19 protein-coding genes and 1 other RNA gene are annotated in these 16,989 nt (G+C 44.0%); 11 read left to right on the top strand and 9 right to left on the bottom strand.

All coding sequences use genetic code 11. From position 1 onward, the window contains the following. Positions 1-191: 191 nt before the first annotated feature. Both C1T21_RS27845 and C1T21_RS09220 read right to left on the bottom strand, forming a co-directional pair. Complete coding sequence (locus tag C1T21_RS27845) at positions 192-380, bottom strand: hypothetical protein (RefSeq protein ID WP_025715827.1); 189 nt, start codon at positions 378-380, stop codon at positions 192-194. A gap of 7 nt (positions 381-387) precedes the next feature. Then, positions 388-621 carry a hypothetical protein gene (locus tag C1T21_RS09220; protein ID WP_013309704.1) on the bottom strand — a complete coding sequence of 78 codons (234 nt, stop codon included), beginning with the start codon at positions 619-621 and terminating at the stop codon, positions 388-390. Positions 622-794: 173 nt separating this feature from the next. Between C1T21_RS09220 and C1T21_RS09215 the strand changes: the two genes are divergently transcribed. From C1T21_RS09215 to C1T21_RS09195, 5 genes are all read left to right on the top strand, one after another. Next, on the top strand, positions 795-992 hold the full coding sequence (locus C1T21_RS09215; RefSeq protein ID WP_013309706.1) for a cold shock domain-containing protein: 198 nt from the start codon (positions 795-797) through the stop codon (positions 990-992). Positions 993-1,200: 208 nt separating this feature from the next. Continuing rightward, a complete protein-coding gene (locus C1T21_RS09210) occupies positions 1,201-2,616 on the top strand; it encodes an MATE family efflux transporter (RefSeq protein WP_103048014.1) in 1,416 nt (471 codons plus the stop codon). 236 nt (positions 2,617-2,852) lie between these two features. Next, positions 2,853-3,932: a tetraprenyl-beta-curcumene synthase family protein gene (locus C1T21_RS09205; RefSeq protein ID WP_103048013.1), complete on the top strand. Its 1,080-nt coding sequence runs from the start codon at positions 2,853-2,855 to the stop codon at positions 3,930-3,932. Between the two features lie 23 nt (positions 3,933-3,955). Beyond that, positions 3,956-4,927, top strand: a complete 972-nt coding sequence (pfkA, locus tag C1T21_RS09200) for a 6-phosphofructokinase (protein WP_103048012.1) — start codon at positions 3,956-3,958, stop codon at positions 4,925-4,927. A gap of 117 nt (positions 4,928-5,044) precedes the next feature. Further along, complete coding sequence (locus C1T21_RS09195; RefSeq protein WP_103048011.1) at positions 5,045-5,254, top strand: DUF3906 family protein; 210 nt, start codon at positions 5,045-5,047, stop codon at positions 5,252-5,254. On the opposite strand, the gene C1T21_RS09190 is transcribed toward C1T21_RS09195, so the two are convergent. The 4 genes from C1T21_RS09190 to C1T21_RS09175 form a co-directional block, all read right to left on the bottom strand. Beyond that, on the bottom strand, positions 5,251-6,621 hold the full coding sequence (locus C1T21_RS09190; RefSeq protein WP_103048010.1) for an MATE family efflux transporter: 1,371 nt from the start codon (positions 6,619-6,621) through the stop codon (positions 5,251-5,253). The two genes, C1T21_RS09195 and C1T21_RS09190, sit on opposite strands and share 4 nt — an antisense overlap. A 196-nt stretch (positions 6,622-6,817) precedes the next feature. Further along, positions 6,818-7,996, bottom strand: a complete 1,179-nt coding sequence (locus C1T21_RS09185; RefSeq protein ID WP_103048009.1) for a putative glycoside hydrolase — start codon at positions 7,994-7,996, stop codon at positions 6,818-6,820. A gap of 216 nt (positions 7,997-8,212) precedes the next feature. Continuing rightward, entirely contained in the window at positions 8,213-8,401 is a 189-nt protein-coding gene (locus C1T21_RS09180) for a hypothetical protein (protein WP_080683009.1), read from the bottom strand. Positions 8,402-8,573: 172 nt separating this feature from the next. After that, on the bottom strand, positions 8,574-9,395 hold the full coding sequence (locus C1T21_RS09175; RefSeq protein ID WP_025722295.1) for a YitT family protein: 822 nt from the start codon (positions 9,393-9,395) through the stop codon (positions 8,574-8,576). 325 nt (positions 9,396-9,720) lie between these two features. Between C1T21_RS09175 and cshA the strand changes: the two genes are divergently transcribed. The 4 genes from cshA (at position 9,721) to C1T21_RS09155 (ending at position 13,149) form a co-directional block, all read left to right on the top strand. Continuing rightward, positions 9,721-11,310, top strand: coding sequence for a degradosome RNA helicase CshA (gene cshA, locus C1T21_RS09170; protein WP_029516709.1), 1,590 nt, complete (start codon positions 9,721-9,723; stop codon positions 11,308-11,310). A 222-nt stretch (positions 11,311-11,532) separates the two neighbouring features. Continuing rightward, positions 11,533-12,294, top strand: a complete 762-nt coding sequence (locus C1T21_RS09165; RefSeq protein ID WP_103048008.1) for a YesL family protein — start codon at positions 11,533-11,535, stop codon at positions 12,292-12,294. Between the two features lie 58 nt (positions 12,295-12,352). Further along, a non-coding RNA gene (gene ssrS, locus C1T21_RS09160) (6S RNA) lies at positions 12,353-12,547 on the top strand. A 209-nt stretch (positions 12,548-12,756) separates the two neighbouring features. Continuing rightward, positions 12,757-13,149, top strand: coding sequence for a DUF1499 domain-containing protein (locus tag C1T21_RS09155; protein WP_103048007.1), 393 nt, complete (start codon positions 12,757-12,759; stop codon positions 13,147-13,149). A 90-nt stretch (positions 13,150-13,239) separates the two neighbouring features. On the opposite strand, the gene tpx is transcribed toward C1T21_RS09155, so the two are convergent. Further along, entirely contained in the window at positions 13,240-13,758 is a 519-nt protein-coding gene (gene tpx / locus C1T21_RS09150; RefSeq protein WP_103048006.1) for a thiol peroxidase, read from the bottom strand. A gap of 119 nt (positions 13,759-13,877) precedes the next feature. Here tpx and C1T21_RS09145 point away from each other — a divergent pair, with 119 nt between their 5' ends. Next, the gene (locus C1T21_RS09145; RefSeq protein WP_061828599.1) at positions 13,878-14,501 is read left to right on the top strand and encodes a rhomboid family intramembrane serine protease; all 624 of its coding nucleotides are present in this window, start codon (positions 13,878-13,880) and stop codon (positions 14,499-14,501) included. A gap of 98 nt (positions 14,502-14,599) precedes the next feature. After that, positions 14,600-15,538, top strand: coding sequence for a glutamate biosynthesis transcriptional regulator GltC (gene gltC / locus C1T21_RS09140; protein WP_039270004.1), 939 nt, complete (start codon positions 14,600-14,602; stop codon positions 15,536-15,538). 89 nt (positions 15,539-15,627) lie between these two features. Here gltC and C1T21_RS09135 read toward each other — a convergent pair whose 3' ends face one another. Both C1T21_RS09135 and C1T21_RS09130 read right to left on the bottom strand, forming a co-directional pair. After that, complete coding sequence (locus tag C1T21_RS09135; RefSeq protein ID WP_023988023.1) at positions 15,628-16,299, bottom strand: zinc metallopeptidase; 672 nt, start codon at positions 16,297-16,299, stop codon at positions 15,628-15,630. 39 nt (positions 16,300-16,338) lie between these two features. Further along, a complete protein-coding gene (locus C1T21_RS09130; protein WP_023988024.1) occupies positions 16,339-16,770 on the bottom strand; it encodes a MerR family transcriptional regulator in 432 nt (143 codons plus the stop codon). Positions 16,771-16,989: the final 219 nt, after the last annotated feature.

The following is a 16,989-nucleotide window of genomic DNA, read 5'->3' as shown; positions in this document are numbered from 1 at the left end:
CTCCTCTGATCGAACGTAATGTGGGGTAGGGCTGCGGCAGTAAGGGACGGATGCCAAAACGAAGAAACCGCCACGCTTACCATAAGCAGCAGGGCAAGAGGTTTTACAGGATGCATATAACGGCAGATCCTCCTTATACCATGGCTTGTATGCCATAGTATGACCTCTTACGCCCGAAAGTATAATTTTCCCTACTGTGGGTTGGAACCTATATTTAATAAGCTGTATACAATGAGATAAAAGGCAAGGCAAACCATGATTACAGCAGTGAGGGCCATCCACTTTTTGAGAGGAGTCGGTATCGTATCACGCTTCATGATCAGCACTCCGCCCAGCGTGAAGGCCAGAATAATGAAGATGAGATAGCTGTTGGACACCATGAATAGGCTAGACCTGTTTGAAAGCGTTCATGATCCGCTGCCACTCTTCCTCATTATCTTGAAAGGACTGCTTGGGAAACCGATTTTGAGCCCAATGCATCAGCGCCGGACGGCTTAAAAACGTGTGGGCTTCCTCGCCCCAATCATCGGATATTTCCCGTAGAACGATGTAACGGCCCTGCACCTCGACAGTCATCATGTTCCAATTGTCTTTTTTGTATATTTCGTGTTTTTTCATCATATGCATGTCTCCGATTTTATAGATGTTTTGGTTCATGATACCGCAGTTTCCGCCGCAAAAGCAAATCATTCCAGCCCGAAAAACCAGGAAAAACATCAATTGCATTGTGAAAAAGCATGAAGTATAATATGGATATTCGCCATAGATGGCGGTATTTTTAGGAGGTTGTTCACTTGAAAGGTACAGTTAAATGGTTTAACGCAGAAAAAGGTTATGGCTTCATTCAAATGGATGGTGGCGAGGACGTATTCGTACATTTCTCCGCAATCCAAGGCGACGGCTTTAAAACTTTGGAAGAAGGTCAAGCGGTTGAATTCGAAATTACTGAAGGTAACCGTGGACCCCAAGCAGCTAACGTAATCAAACTGTAAGTGTAACTGAATTGTAAGAATGGTTCCGTTTCTACGGATGTCTTATATATTACGGTTAAACTATGAATTGAGAGCGCAGTTCCTTTAATTTAAGGGACTGCGCTTTTTTGCGTAAATACGTTTATGATATGAGAAGATTGAGCAGGAATAGGGTATTATACGTAATAAAACTAGGCAGAAGACATTTCAAATTGAAGGAGTTGAGAAAATGAGTGCAGCAGAGGCTAGTCGTAAGCCTTCCCTGATTGAAGGTCCTATTGCCAAAACGCTGTTTATGTTCTCTTTGCCGATGCTGTTCGGAAACATTCTGCAATCCCTGAATGGAACGATCAATTCGATCTGGGTTGGGAAGTTTCTGGGAGAGGCCGCATTGACTGCCGCTTCCAACGGAAATATTATAATGTTTTTTCTTATCAGTTCGATTTTTGGCGTCACCATGGCTGCTACTATTATGATCGGACAAAATATCGGAGCAGGAGACGTAGCTGAAACCAAGCGTGTAGTAGGTACAAGTGCAGTCTTTTTTCTGGTGCTCGCTTTTGCTATAGGTATTATAGGATTTTTGAGTGCGCCTTGGATTCTTCATGTACTCAATACACCTACCGAATCGGTGGATATGGCGATCACGTATACACGTATTATTTTCGCAGGCATGCCCTTTTTGTACGGCTATAACTACATCATGACTGTAATGAGAGGGGCTGGAGATTCCAAAACACCATTTTATTTTCTAATTGTTTCCGTCGTACTGGATGTACTACTCAACCCGCTGTTAATATTCGGATGGGGACCGATTCCTGCTATGGGCATTGGAGGTTCCGCTACTGCTACCCTGATCGCTCAAGGGATCAGCTTTGTGTTGATCCTCATTTACCTATATCGAGTAAAATATTTTTTGCGCATTACTTCTTCAGAGCTTCATTTACTCAGATTTGATTGGAAGATTATTTGGACCCTAATCCGTAAGGGAGTGCCGATGGGGTTGCAAATGATTGCTGTCTCCACCAGCGCGATTGCTTTGATGAATCTGATTAATGGCTACGGAACAGTGGCAACAGCAGCTTATACAGCAGCCAATAATTTGTCTAGCTATGTGCAGATGCCAGCAATGGCGTTAGGTGCAGCTGTATCTTCTTTTGCCGCTCAAAATATCGGAGCCGGACGTTGGGATCGAGTGCGCATGACAACCCGGATTGGGATTGTGTATAATTTTGTGTTGACTGGTGGAGCTGTGGTATTAATTTACGTGTTTAACCGTCAGGCCTTGCTCATGTTCCTTCCTTCTACAGGGGGGGCATTGGAATTGGGTATGCGGATTAATCTGATCACTTTGTGGTCTTTTGTTATATTCGGTGTTACCAATGTCATTACAGGTGTTGTTCGATCAACGGGTTCTGTAATGATACCGCTTTTAATTACCATTATTTCATTATGGGGCATTCGTATACCTTTGGCCTATGTATTTGTTGATGAGTATGGTCTAGATGCTGTATGGTGGAGTTTTCCTGTTGGTTTTGCTATCTCTGCCGTAGCAGTCATTTTCTATTATGCTTTCGGGAAATGGAAGCAGGCAAGCATGGGAGAGGGAATCCAAGGGGTGAAACCAGCAGAGGACAAGGGATAGGTAGGCCATTTATACTATTTGCGATTAAAGTCTTATAAGGATAGATTTTGTGTAACTCCTATTTTTGACTAATAAAACATTACAGGTATAAAGTCTTTTTGTAAGAATAGCTCATTTTCTTGAATTTTAAAGAAAAAAGTGAGGTTGTTCATTTGTGCTAAAAGGACGATCATATTATAATGGATATGGTTTGGATAGGTATAATTACGTAGACAACAATGTGGAGGCACCGTCATTTGAGTTATGTTGAGCAAGGACGTTATCAAGTACCGAGAGACCCCATAGGTCTAATGAGCCGAATGTACAAGCACATTCTCCCTGAAACGAAACTAGAATTGAGTAACTGGAAGAGCAAGGCCGAACAAATTCCGGACCCTGAGCTGCGAAGCCAGGCGCTTGCGAGCATAGCGGATAAGACGTTTCACTGCGTGGGTGGGGCGGTTTATGCCGCAGCCAATATGTCTGCCCGGCAGACGCTAATTCCGCTGATCGTAGCGTATCAGACCATTAGTGATTATCTGGACAACCTGTGTGATCGCAGTACGTCCATGGACCCGGATGATTTCAGGCTGTTGCATCAGGCTATGCTGGATGCGGTTAATCCGACGGCTAGGCCAGTGAATTATTATGAGTTGCGTCGTGAGCAGGAGGATGGCGGTTATTTGACCGGGCTGGTGACAACCTGTCAGTCTTGTGTAAGCAGGCTTCCGGGCTATGAGGCGGCAATGCCTTACGTTCAGGATTTGGCGCGATTATACACGGATTTGCAAGTATACAAGCATATAAAACCCGAGCTGCGGGAACAAGCGCTTTTGGACTGGTGGTCGCTTCATAAAGATCGTACACCAGAGTTGCGCTGGAATGAGTTTGCTGCGGCTACCGGTTCAACTCTGGGGGTCTTTATGCTGTTTCTTGCTGCCAGCGACCAGCATCTGACAGATGCAGGGGCTGCCTCAATACATGCATCGTATTTTCCACATGTGTGCAGTCTTCATATTTTGCTGGATTATCTAATCGATCAAGACGAAGACCGGAAGGGCGGAGATCTTAACTTTTGCAATTATTATGAAGATACCGACATGATGCTAGACCGGATCGCCTACGTTGTGAATCGGGCGCGGGCTGATATTGCAGATGTCCCTGCCAGCTCCTTTCACCGGATGATTATCGAGGGATTGCTGGCTTTATATTTATCCGACCCTAAAGTTAGCGAGCAGCAGGACGTTCGCGCTGTTTCGAGACGTTTAATGAAAAATAGTCCGCTCATGCGTTTGTTTTTCATATTAAACAGTCGATGGATAAGAAGGCTTATATGATTATTTTGAGGAGGTCATAAATCATGACAGCAGTTAAGAAAATTGCAGTATTAACAAGTGGTGGAGATTCACAAGGGATGAACGCGGCAGTTCGCGCCGTCGTACGTAGCGGATTGTATTTTGGACTGGAAGTATTCGGGATTCAACGTGGTTATCAAGGCCTTTTGAACGACGATATTTTTCCAATGGATCTGAGAAGCGTCGGAGATATTATCCAACGTGGGGGAACTGTACTTCAATCTGCAAGATGCCTGGAATTTACGACTGAAGAAGGGCAGAAAAAAGGCGCTCAAATTTTGCGTAACCGTGGAATTGACGGCGTAGTCGTGATTGGTGGCGACGGTTCCTACCAAGGAGCTAACAAACTGACCAAGCAAGGCATTAAAACGATGTGTCTTCCGGGTACGATTGACAATGACATTTCCTTCACGGACTACACTATTGGTTTTGATACAGCGGTTAGTATCGTAGTGGACGCAATCAACAAGCTGCGTGATACGATGTCATCCCATGAACGTTCTTCCATCGTGGAAGTTATGGGACGTCATTGTGGTGATATTGCTCTGCATGCGGGTCTGGCTTCTGGCGCAGAAACGATTTTGGTGCCTGAGGTAGAATTTGACCTGAATGAAGTTTCCGATCGGATGAAACAAAACTTTAAGCATGGCAAACGCCACAGTATCATTATCGTTGCTGAGGGTGTAGGCAAAGGCGAAACAGTAGCACAAGTTATCCAAGAAAACTGTCCGGATTATGAGCCTCGTGTTACAGTGCTTGGACACATCCAACGTGGAGGCACACCAACAGCGTTTGACCGCAACTTGGCGAGCCGTTTGGGTGACTTTGCTGTTCGCCAATTGATCGAGGGCATATCTGACAAGGCTTGCGGAATGATCAACGGTAAGTTGGTAGCTACAGATATTGACAAGGTTGTAAATACCAAAAAAGATTTCAATATGGAGCTTTATGAGCTGGCCTTGCGTTTGTCCCAATAATAAGAGCCTTTATGTAAAATAGATCGGCTCTGATATTGGAAATGATCAAAATTATGCGGATGACCCGAGTCATCCGCTATTTTTTTAGCTTTGAGTCCTATCGGGAGGTAGTCATATATGTACCTATTCAAAATCGAAGTGGACAGTTCGGAAGGAGCGCTGACCGTCATTGTCGCTGCTGAAAATGAAGTACAGGCATTTGAAGAGATTGAACAACATGTGGAGAGACACTTTCTATATCCTCCCAAGCTGAACGAAGTGGCTATTGTGGAGAAAAAACGAATAACTTTAGGCGCAGCATATGTAATCGAGACACGCAAAGGCTAAATAGCCTCTGCGTGTTGTTTTTTTTCGGAGAAACGACGTTGTACTTTTACCAGACGCCAGAGAAGTAAAATAGCGCCTACTGCCAACCCTGTTATCAAACCGATCCAGTAGCCGTAGGGCCCTAGTGAAGTCCAGCGTGCCATTATATATCCTACAGGAAGCCCAATGACCCAATAGGAGAGGAATGTGAGCAAAAAGGCTGGATTGACGTCTTTATACCCGCGTAGCGCCCCTTGTGTAGGTGTAGCGACAGCATCGGATATCTGAAAGAAGATCGCATAGATTAGAAAATGCTGTGCCAATTGAATGACCTGCGGATCGGTGGAGTAAAGTCGAGCGACCTGTTCACCCCAGATAAGCAGTACAATAGCTGTAATCAGTGATAGACCTACTGCGCTGCTAATCCCCATTACACTATAAACTTTGGCATCCCGCGGACGAGTAGCTCCGGTTTCATAGCCAACTAGAATCGTAAGTGCCATGCAAATGCTGAGAGGAATCATATACAGCGTAGATGCAAAGTTCATGGCGGCCTGATGTGCGGCTATGGTAGCTGTATTATAGCTGCTCATGAAGAGAGTGACGGCTGAAAAGACGGCAGTCTCAAAAAATATAGCAAATCCAATCGGTACGCCAATCTTGATGAGCTCTTTCAAAGCACCAGCAGCAATCCCGTATATTTTGCTGAAGATTCGGTATTCGGCAAATATTCTTCCACGATGCGCAGTGATACCGGCGACCAGCATGATGATCCAGTAGGTGGTTGCCGTTGCCACTCCGGAGCCTACACCTCCCAGACGCGGAAAACCCCAGTTTCCATAAATAAGAAGATAGTTCAACAATACATTGATGGGTAACGACATGAGCGTGATGAACATCGTAAAGCGGGTTTGTCCCAATGCATCCATAAAGCTTCGGAGTACAGTGTAGGCAAATAGAGGAACAATCCCGAAGGCCATGGCACAAAGGTAGTATAGGGCCACATTATGAACTCTAAGTTCCAAGTTCATACCGTTCAAAATAGGTTTGACCAAAATGATGCCAGCAATCAAAACGATCATAGACAGGGCGAGAGAGAGCCAAAGTGCTTGAATGACATAGTAGGAGACTTTATCTTTGCGCTGTGCTCCCACTAATTGAGATACAATAGGTGTGATAGCCATAAGTATTCCGTTAAGGCCTGTTTGTACAGGAATCCACAGACTTACTCCAATGGCTACTCCAGCCAGATCAGCAGGGGAAAAGTGCCCTGACATATTCGTATCGAAAAAAGTCATGGCAGATAGTGCAAGCTGGGTAATCAGGATAGGGAGCAAAATGTAGAAAAGCTGCTTCCATTTCTGCCCCGTTGTTAGAGTCAATTGCATTTTTGTTTTCCTCATTTACTAGGGATTCATTATTCGTATATATCATAACATGTAAGTATTTATTGTAAGGGATACCGCTATATTTGAACAGTAATAAAAAAGACTGCACCCGTTCGCCAAACAACGGGACAGCCTTTGAAATAATGATATAATTTCTAAATTTTATATAAAATAATAAAAAGTCCGGAGAGATAAATTATTTGTAAGTTACTCCGCTTGTATAGCGGTTTGTGGCATTCCAGAGTAAATATTCATCCACTTTCATATCCTTAAGCGCTCGTATCTGGTCCTCTACTTGAGTTTTCCCATACTTGGCATAATGTCCGCTCCCCAACCAACTTGCGGTAAAATCCTGGATCCAAGGACGAATAATTGGCTTTAGCTTGCCCGTCGGATCGAGCTTTTTGTGTGTATCGGCCATAGAGCCTTTAATCGTCTGGTAAGGATTCTTATCGGGGTCTTTTACACCGAACCAGCCTGTGGTGTAGTGACTTGGATAAACCATGGGCGAAATGACATCCACATTTTCGGAGATTTTAGTGAAATCCTGTCCGATTCCCTCCGCAGCAGGAACGGATGCAGCATATCCGAAAATATCTACCGATACTCGTACACCTAATGGAGCAAGCTCTTTGCGGGCATATTGTACGAATTCAGCGACTGCATCCGAGCGGGAATGATCTGATTTAGTATATTTCAGCTTGTCTGCTCTTTTCTCAAAGCCTTCGGGGAAACGAACATAGTCAAATTGAATTTCCTTAAAACCAAGTTTGGCTGCTTCCTTAGCGATGGCGATATTATAATCCCATACTTCTTTATTATAGGGATTGACGAACCCGTCTCCTTTGCCGTTTTTCCAGACAGAGCCGTCAGGATTACGGAAAGACATCTCGGGATTTTTGTTGGCCAGTACCGTATCTTTAAATACGACAATACGAGCAATCGGGTAAACATTATGCTTTTTTAATCGGTCCATCAAACCGGAAATATCTCGAATGAATTTTTGCGGCTTACCCAGTTTGAGCAGCTCGGGATTGGTCGTTGGATAAGTAATGTAACCTGCATCGTCCTTAATATCAATAACCATAGAATTGAGCTCTGTCTTGTCAAGCAGTTCAAGCAACTGGGTCATACGCGTTCCGCCTGCGCTATAAGCTGTGACATAGATGCCCTTGATAGCAGGAGTCGTCGGTTGTGGGTCAATTTTAACTGGAGGATTGGAGGCATCCACCTTCGTATTATTGTGCTGAGCCTGAATCATGGCGCTGCTAATTGTTGTTGCCACCGTATCTTTTACATTTGGAGCGTTGGCTGACTGATCCCCGTTTCCGCCTATCCCCATCGCCAATAGCATAATTGCCCAAATCATATTCATTTCCTAACTCTCTCCCTTATGTATGTCGCTTACCTGATTATACGTAAAGTTATGTATCGAAAAACAACACGCTTGTAACCAATACTGGAATCATCAGGCACAGTCTTACATGATTAACCCATCACGTGTTCATTGAATCCATAAAAATACATAAATAATGCCGCTCTCTTCGCGGTTGTAGATGCAACCGGAAGAAGCGGCACTTGGTAAAGAAATTTATTGAAGATAATTATTGTCTTGATGCTCGCAAATACTGTACTGAATAATTTCTAGCGCATCCGTTGGCTTGAGTATGGCCATCCCGTCCCGAAGCACAATCATCGAGTTCAGCTCATCCTTTTTGAGAGAAGGAAGCATTTCCGGGTACCATCTTAAGACAATGTCGGACAGTTTTACCGTTTCCATTTCCACAAAAATCACCCTTTCCTGCTCGGAATCATTCCAAAAGAATCATTCAATACGATTCGGAAAAGCAAAGTGCCTGTGAAATAGCAGGTAAAGCTGGTCTTTATATACTATGGGAACAGCGCACATATAGTGTACCACAGAAACTGTATTTTGACACTTGGGTTTGTGCTTATCTTCGGCGAAATGAACCCATCACCCCAACTGTTTCCACAATATTGACAAAAGCTGAAGGGTCCACTTCTTTAATGATCCGTTTTAATTCAACTAGCTCGTAGCGTGTCGTGACAGTCATCAGCATATCCTTTTCGGTATGTGAAAATGCGCCTTCAATTTTTATTTTGCTAACACCGCGAGGTGTGGTCAACATCCGCTCCAGTAGCTTGTCGGTGTGTTCTGTAATAATGTAGACGGTAATCTTCGTGTGACTGACATAGATTTGATCCAATACCTTGCCAGTCACAAAAATAGATAGCATCGACGCAAGTGCAATATTCCAATCATCGTTCAAATATCCTGCTGCAAGAATGACCAGTCCATTCATGCCAACAAGTACAGTTCCTACGGGGAAGTCACGATAACGAGTGACGATGGAACCGATAATGTCAAAACCGCCCGTAGACCCCCCTACCCGAAAGGAAATTCCTGCTCCTACGCCGATCATCACCCCACCAAAAACGGAGGCTAGTAGGGGGTCCGACACGACAGATTGCACCGGTACCCACGCCAAAATCCACGTTGTAACGACAACGGATAAAATGCTCAGGCTAATAAAACGCTTGCCTAAAATAAACCAGCCTGCAATAAGCATCGGGATATTGATAATAAAATACATCGCGCTGATATCAAATTTTGTGAAGTAGCCAATTAACATGGAAAGACCGGCTACTCCCCCGCTCAGCAAGTGGTGTGGCACGAGAAACAGATTAAAACCGCATGCAATGGCAGCGGCTCCAAGAATGACAGTTAAGCAGTTTAACACTATTTTTAACAACTTATTTTCACCTCATTTAAATTATACGGGAAGCAACTTGCTGGTATTCATGAATTGTTCTGTGCTATAATGCGATGTGGATATTCTTGAGTAGGGACCTATGTCCAGAGAAACACTTAAAATTTAAACTGTTTTAAAAAGGATAAATTCGTTTAAGATGTATCGGATAGGTTCCCCAAATTCATTACAGAAAGATACAGTTATAGGTCTAAATAAACTGTCACTGTATTGGGGCAAACTTATACAATAATATCGCTACTTAAGAATACAGACAACATTGTGGATTGTCCACCACATCCACCATTATGAAGGAGTTTGAATAAATTTGACGACATTTGCAGAATTTGATCTTGAACCGAAAGTAATTCAGGCGATTACAGAACTGGGCTTTGAAGAAGCAACACCAATTCAATCCCAATCCATCCCGATTGCACTGCAAGGCAGAGACATGATTGGCCAAGCCCAAACAGGTACTGGTAAAACCGCTGCGTTTGGTATTCCGCTGATCAACAAAATTTCTAGAAGCGACGAAAAAATCAGAGCCCTGATCATGGCACCAACACGTGAGCTTGCTATCCAGGTAGCTGAAGAAATCGAAAAACTCTCCCGTTTCAAAGGTCTTCGTACTTTGCCAATCTATGGTGGACAAGATATCGTACGCCAGATTCGTGCTTTGAAAAAGAAACCTCAAATTATTATTGGTACGCCAGGACGCTTGCTTGACCATATTAATCGCAAAACCATCAAGCTGGAAGATGTAAACACAGTTGTTTTGGATGAAGCAGATGAAATGTTGGATATGGGCTTCATGGAAGATATTCAATCCATTCTGAAGCAAGTTCCAGACGAGCGTCAAACGATGCTTTTCTCGGCTACAATGCCTCCTAATATTAAAAGATTGGCTGAGCAATTCCTCAAAAATCCTGAGCATGTTTCAGTTATTCCTAAACAAGTTAGTGCTCCACTGATTGATCAGGCCTATATCGAAGTTCCTGAGCGTCAAAAATTCGAAGCATTGAGCCGTTTGATCGACATGGAATCCCCAGAACTTGCTATCGTATTTGGTCGTACCAAGCGTCGGGTAGACGAGCTGGCTGAAGCTCTGCAAAAACGCGGATATTCTGCAGACGGTTTGCATGGTGACTTGTCTCAAAACCAACGTGATGCTGTAATGCGTAAATTCCGTGACGGAAGCATCGACGTGCTCGTAGCGACTGACGTAGCTGCTCGTGGTTTGGACGTTTCCGGCGTAACTCACGTTGTGAACTTTGACCTTCCGCAAGATCCAGAAAGCTATGTTCACCGTATTGGACGTACTGGACGTGCAGGTAAAGAAGGGGAAGCTTGGTCTTTCGTAACGCCTCGTGAAATTGACCATTTGCACTTTATCGAACGTGTAACTCGTCACCGCATTCCACGCAAGCCGCTTCCAACGTTGGCTGAAGCTCTGGAAGGCAAACAACGTATCATTGCTGAACGTCTCTTAGAGGCTGTAGAAAGCGGTGAGTTGAACGAGTATAAAGGTTTGGCTATTCAAATGCTGGAGCAATATGATTCTGTACAACTTCTTTCCGCAGCTCTGAAGCTGATGACTGGTGAGAAGAGAGAAGCATCGATTGAACTGACTCCAGAAGATCCGATCCGTGCAAAACGTCGTAAACCAGACGTGCGTTCTGGCGGTCGCAAGCCTTCTAACTATAGCGGTCGCAGCAACGGTGGTTACAATTCCAACCGTTCTGGCGGTAGCGGCGGTAGTGGGAGTAAAGGTGGATATGGCGGTTATAACCGTGGCAAAGAAGGCGGTGGCTACAACCGTGATTCCGGAAGCCGCTACAGTGGAGATCGCAAACCACGCCCGAGCAGCAATGGAGAAACTCGTCGTCCTGCAAGACGTGAAGATTCCTCTTCCGAATAAGAAATGAAATAATGAAAAGTCGAAGCAGATGAAGCTTCGGCTTTTTTGTTATGATTGATCAGTATGAATGAACCTTTTAGCGATCTGCTTTAATGGGTCACGTATTGATTTCTCTGGCGTATTAGGGCTGAAATACGGTATGATATAGTCAAGAGCCGGAATTTATAGGCATAGCAACATGAGTCTTGGAACTGCCAAGGCTTGCGGAGGGAGAGACTGACATTGGAGTTTAAAGGAGCTATGGGTGGTATTTACCGCCTAACCGAGTGGATTACCCGACTGGCGGCTACAAATTTGTTATGGGTATTATGTTCGTCGCCTTTTGTTTTCTGCCTCATACTGAAACTACTTGTAATGAATCAGAATTTGGCTAATGAATCTTTACAAATGAATTGGGCGATGGCTGTTTTGGCACCGCTTACTTTATTTCCAGCCACATCGGCTATGTTCACAGTGGTTCGCAAATGGGTAATGGGGGATACCGATACAGGCGTGTTTCGTACCTTTTTTAAAGGGTACAAAGAGAACTATAAGCAGAGTCTGATCGGGGGCATCTTTTACACGTTACTGTTTGTCATCATGTATGTGGATTATACCGTATATATGACACAACTCAGCAACTTGCAAATCGTGGGCGTAATTATGCTCATTCTTATCATTATTTTGCTTGTGTCTATGTTTAACTTCTTTTCGATGGTGGCTCATTATCATATGTCTACCGGACAAATTATTAAAAATGCGGTTTTACTGACGCTGATTCGACCATTCCGTGTATTTTCCACCATGCTCGGCAGCGCTGTTGTTATATTTATCGGAGTCAAATATCCTGTGCTTTTCCTATTCTTCATCGGCAGCGTGGTTGCCTGGTTCGCTTTCTTTAATTTTTACGGAACATTCCTCAAAATGCAGGATCAAATGGAAAAGATGAAACAGAAAGATGAAGATACGGCAAGCGTTGAAGACAAGAAAAGTGATAACCTCTAAAAATAAAACATATTTCTCCTAGCATTTACTTTCTGAGTGAGAAGCGCTATAATAAGGTCACATCCTGCGATGCACGTTACGATCATTTGTTGTTTTGAACCAATGACAATGTCTAGGGAGATCTATACGGATGAATAGCTGAAAAGCCCTGTCAATTCCTGACAAGGGGACTTCAAAAGTTTATTCTGCGGTCACCCACCTGCTAAAGCAGGTTCAGAAGACGCTATGGTCGGACGGCATCGGCGGGTACTCCAAAGATAATGAATACACTCTGTTCATGCTTCGTGCAGAAACAGGGTGTTTTTTGTATGTAACAATGTTAAACTAAGACATGAGGTACTAAGGTCGTATACCACAGGTATAGTCGGTTAACTTTCTGTTGTTTAACGTTTTTATAAAGCGCTTGCAGAAAAAACCGATGTGCTGCATTATGGCAACGATTATCGTGAAGGAGGAAATGTCTTGTCGTTGAAGAGGACTCTGGTAGGGATTGTGCGCAGCCAAGAAGGTACAAGCGACCGGGTCAAGGACCCCCAAATGAAGACACGCTATTATAACTTATCGAGAGACAAGGCTTGGGAAGAAGTATCATCTATTTTGAAAAAAATTCCTGGCTACAAGGTACTTCATGAGGTAGCATCCGTAGGTGAGATTACGTTAGAGAAGCGAACGGCGTTCGGTAGAACCATCGACATTACCGTTTCTATATTGTCCGTCTCGCCAGTTCGGAGTGCAGTGGATATTTATTCTGCTTCACGCGGATCGCTAGGGGACTTGGGCGCGAATTACCGCATCATTTTGCAACTGTTCGCTGTTATTGACAAGAAGCTGTCCGCTCATAAGGTCGTTCAGTAATTGTAGATGTGTGAGCAGTGATGTGGCAGACAAACGTCAAAAAAAGCGAGGAAGGTAACCCTTCACTCGCTTTTTTAATATCAGTCTGATTTAGACGAGTTTTTTCACTGCTGCAATCGCTTGGTCATAGTCAGGATGTTCGGACATTTCGCTCAAGTATTCTACGTAAGCAATTTTATCATTTTGATCAATTACAAAAATAGCTCTATGATCCAAATGGAATTCCTTGATGAACACACCATAAGCTTCGCCGAAGGAATGATCCTTATAGTCGGACAGTGTCAATACGCGGTCGATACCGGCAGCACCGCACCAACGAGCTTGAGCGAAAGGCAGATCGACGCTGACAGTCAGCACCACGACTTGATCCCCAAGAGAATCAGCTTCCTGGTTAAAACGTCGAGTCTGTGCGTCACACACGCCTGTATCCAAAGAAGGAACAACGCTGATCAGCTTGACTTTACCTGCAAAGTCTTGAAGTGTGGCTGTTTCCAACAGGTCTTTCTGTAATTTGAAATCAGGCGCCTGATCTCCAATTTTCAGTTCAGGACCTAAGAGAGTCAAAGGATTGCCTTTAAAAGTAGCAGCTCCTGTACGTTCTTGTGCCATATGTAATAGCCTCCTTGGTTTTTAGCATTGGTTATCGTTGCCGAAATCTATTATAATCTTTTATAAAAGACATTGTCCAATTTGAATAAGGTGGAGACACCCATGAAGGAAGGATTGCCTTGATTTTTTTACGCTATGAGAACTGGAAAAGTTATTTGCGGTTTTACCCAGTGACCTGTCTGATTTTGCTCATTAATATTGTGATGTTTATTGTACTCACCGTACAGGGGGGATCGGAAAATAGTTTGACGCTGATCCGATATGGAGCATTGATTAATGAAGCGCCATTCACTGATCAGCTGTGGCGATATGTATCAGCCATGTTTTTACATGCAGGATTTGATCATCTTCTGTTCAATTCCTTCGCCATACTCGTATTCGCTCCTCCGCTGGAGCGTTTGCTGGGGTCCTTCCGCTATGTGTTATTGTATCTGGTCACCGGCATTGTAGGGAACATATTGTCCATCGCGCATTACAACATGATGGCGGAAACGACAGTCTCTGTAGGAGCCTCAGGAGCGATTTATGGCATCTATGGAGCATTCCTATACGTTGCCCTGTTCCAGCGGTCACTGATGGATGACGCCTCGCGCAAAACGCTGTACACGCTGCTTGGGTTTGGTATCCTGTTTTCTTTCGCTGTAGCGAACATTAACTGGACTGCTCACTTCGGGGGATTGCTCAGTGGGTTTTTCCTTTATGGATTAATGATCAGATTGACTGGCCAACGCAAACGTCACTAAAGACAGTTTTACCGTAAGTTAGCAGGGGGAGAAAGAGGATGATGTTCGATTGACGTCTTCTTCCCGATGTTGAAAAACAGATTGGAGCGAATATCGGAGTGGAATTACGACAGTTGCAATACTTCATGAAGGTAGCGCAAAAAGAACATGTCACTCAGGCAGCCGAGGAGCTACATGTGGCGCAATCTGCGGTAAGTCGGCAAATTCATCAGCTTGAAGAGGAGCTGGGAGTTAATCTTTTTATGCAAAAGGGTCGCAATTTGCAGCTTACGCCAGTGGGACAGCTATTTTGCAAACGGGTTGAGACGATTATAAAAGATCTAGAGCGAGCTGTTTTGGAAGTTCATGAGTTTTTGGATCCTGAGGGGGGCGAAATCCGCATCGGTTTTCCGCACAGTTTGGGGATTCATCTTATTCCTACGGTGGTGGCTGAATTCCGAAAGCGGTATCCCAATGTTAAATTTAGATTTAAACAAGGGATGTACCCGAGTTTAATTCGTGATGTGTTAGCAGGTGAGGTGGATTTGGCTTTTGTATCTCCTTTTCCGGATCGTCATGATCATGTAGAGGGAGATGTGGTGCTGACCGAGGAGTTGTTTGCTGTCCTCCCGCCTAATCATCCTTTAGCCACGGCCAAACACATTACGCTGAGTCAGCTTAAAGGAGAAAAATTCATCCTGTTCAGAGATGGATATTCCTTACGCCCGATTGTCTGGCAGGCTTGTCTGGAGGCAGGATTTACGCCGGATATTGCTTTTGAAGGTGAAGAGACAGATACGATTCGCGGATTAGTTGCGGCTGGTATGGGAGTCAGTCTTTTGCCTGAAATGGCGTTGTTTCAGACCAACCCGCTTCAACCTGCAAGAGTGTCAATTGTTGATCCAGAGGTCACGCGAACTATAGGCTTGATTCATCGCAAAGATGACAAACTACCATTAGTTGCAAAGTCATTCCGAACTTTTTTGTTGCAATATTTTGGTCTTAAAGGTAGTGTTGCTACTCCGAATGGAAGTGCAAAAGCAGATTTAGGGCAGTGAGTATAGCTGATTGGTTTTAGATAAAGAAAAAAGGTTGTTCCTCTACCGTTAACTTGGTGGAGGAACAACCTTTTTTGCAACACAAGCAATTAATCCCGGCTGTTAAAGATACCGATTAAGCGGATTAGTTCCAGCAAGGAAACGAGAGCTGCAGCCACATAAGTTAATGCAGCAGCATTTAATACTTTGGCTATACCCCGTTCTTCATCACTACGGATAAACCCTTCGGAAACCATAATTTCCCGGGCGCGGTTGGAAGCATTAAATTCAACCGGTAATGTAATTAATTGAAAGGCAACAGTAGCCGAGAAAAAGATAATACCCAAGCCAATCAGGTTCGTGTAGCTGAATAAGAAACCGGCAATCAGCAGAAACGGTGCAATCCCGGAAGCGAAGTTTACGATCGGAAAGATCCGATGACGGAGTGCTAGCATGGGATAATGCTCTTTATGCTGAATGGCATGACCGACCTCGTGACAAGCTACGGCAACTGCGGAAATGGATTTTTCATAATAAACGGGCTCGGACAGCCGTACGACTCTTTGCATCGGATCATAATGGTCAGATAACGCACCAGGTACTGGTTCAATAGGTACATCATGCAAACCATTGCGATCCAGCATATGCCGAGCTGCATCATAACCGGTCAACCCATTTTCATTTGGGACATCAGACCATTTATTAAAAGTACCTTTTACACGGAATTGCGCCCATAAGGATAATCCGAACGCAAGAATAATCAATATATACATACCCATCATAAAGCAACCCTCCATTATTGTTCATCATAGCCCGGGCATCTACATCATAGAACTATGCTCCAGCAGATACTTCAGAGCTTCGATACAAGCGGCGCTTTGTGGTAGTAGACCAGTAAGCAACTTGCGCGCTTGAACGGGCTTGAGCTGCCCCAAAAGAGGCTGTAGTTCATTGACTTCACGTTCTAGACGCTGCATGTGCATCTCTAGACTCGTTAGTTTGTCAGTGACGTGCTCTTCCCCCGCGACCGAGTTCCATTTAATCAGTGTCTGTCTGATTTCCTCAAGGCTATACTTCTCTTGTTTCATTTGGTTAATACGTTCAAGCCTGTTTAAGGTTTCATCATTATAAAGTCGATAATTTTTCAATGATCGTTCTTCAGGTGTGATCAAACCAAGCTTTGTGTAATAATCAATAGTTCGTTCGCTGACACCAGCCGCCTTGGCTAGCTCACCAATTCGATACAGCTTCATATCCCCATCTGTCTTCACCTCGCGCTCTTCGTTCAACCTTCAATATTAGCATTTGCAAACGAGTGTTTATAAAGAATATTTTACATGATTCGCAACCATACAGTCAAACGTCATGCTTTTTTTTGGACAGAAACAAGCTACTTTTATAGTTAGTAAATGTGACATGGAGTGTTTGGGACCATATTTTTTTAACATAATAAAAAAAATCTTGTCAACTTT

Source organism: Paenibacillus sp. F4, assembly GCF_002894905.1.
GTDB classification, from domain to species: Bacteria; Bacillota; Bacilli; order Paenibacillales; family Paenibacillaceae; genus Paenibacillus; species Paenibacillus polymyxa_B.
Note: the sequence above shows the minus strand (reverse complement) of the source record. Positions and strands in the feature narration are given on the sequence as shown.